Source organism: Mycobacterium asiaticum, from assembly GCF_001673365.1.
In the GTDB taxonomy this organism is placed as follows: Bacteria; Actinomycetota; Actinomycetes; order Mycobacteriales; family Mycobacteriaceae; genus Mycobacterium; species Mycobacterium asiaticum_A.
The window spans coordinates 1-913 of sequence record NZ_LZLS01000076.1 but is presented as its reverse complement, the minus strand read 5'-3'; the positions used below and the strand labels follow the sequence as shown (position 1 = coordinate 913).

The 913-nt window shown below is 69.1% G+C and carries 1 protein-coding gene; it reads left to right on the top strand.

Annotation, left to right across the window (positions count from 1 at the left end; translation table 11 throughout):
• Window positions 1-913: Vgb family protein (locus A5634_RS29875; RefSeq protein WP_437339954.1), on the top strand; the 913-nt coding region annotated here is incomplete at both ends.

The following is a 913-nucleotide window of genomic DNA, read 5'->3' as shown; positions in this document are numbered from 1 at the left end:
GCGCGGGTGGTCTTGGTGTGTCAGGTAGCGCCGCGGTCGGGTCCGGCGATAGCGGCAGCGTCGGCACCGCGGGCGGCACCGGTGGCGCGGGGGGTGCTGGCGGAGCGAGTTGGGGGTTGTTCAGTACCGGCGGCACGGGTGGCTTCGGTGGCCTGGGGGGCGGTGGCGGTGACGGCGCCGACGGTAATGCCAGCGGCACCTTCGGGGTGGCAGGCGGTGCCGGTGGTGACGGTGGGTTCGGTGGTGACGGCGGACGTGGTGGCGCCGGTGGCTCCGGAGGGCTGTTCGGATCCGGGTTTCTCGGATCCCACGGTGCTACGGGCGTGGCGGGTATCGGTGGCGTGGGTGGCGCTGGTGGGGACGGGGGGCTCGGCGGTGCGGCCACGGCCGGATTTAACGCCACCGGCGGCATTGGCGTCAGCGGAAACGCCGCCACCGGTATATCGGGTGGGGCAGGCGGGGCGGGCGGGAGCGGCGGGGCCGCCGGCAGCGTCACCACCATCACTGGTCTCGGTTCCCAGCCATGGGACGTGGCGGTCAACCCCGGCGGCTACGTCTACGTCACCAACTACGGCAGCGGTACGGTGTCGGTGATCGATCCTGCCACCAACGCGGTCACGGGATCACCCATCAGCGTCGGCATGAACCCGTACGGGGTAGTGGTCAACCCCGGCGGCAACATCTACGTCGCCTCCATCGGCAACGTCTCGGTATCAATGATCGATCCCGCCACCAACACCGTCACGGGATCACCCATCAGCGTCGGCATGAACCCGTACGGGATGGCGGTCAACCCCGGCGGCAACATCTACGTCACCGGCAGCGGTTATGTGCAGGTGATCGACCCTGTTACCAACACCGTCACCGGATCAGCCATCCAAGTCAGCACCAATACGCAGGGGGTGGCGGTCAA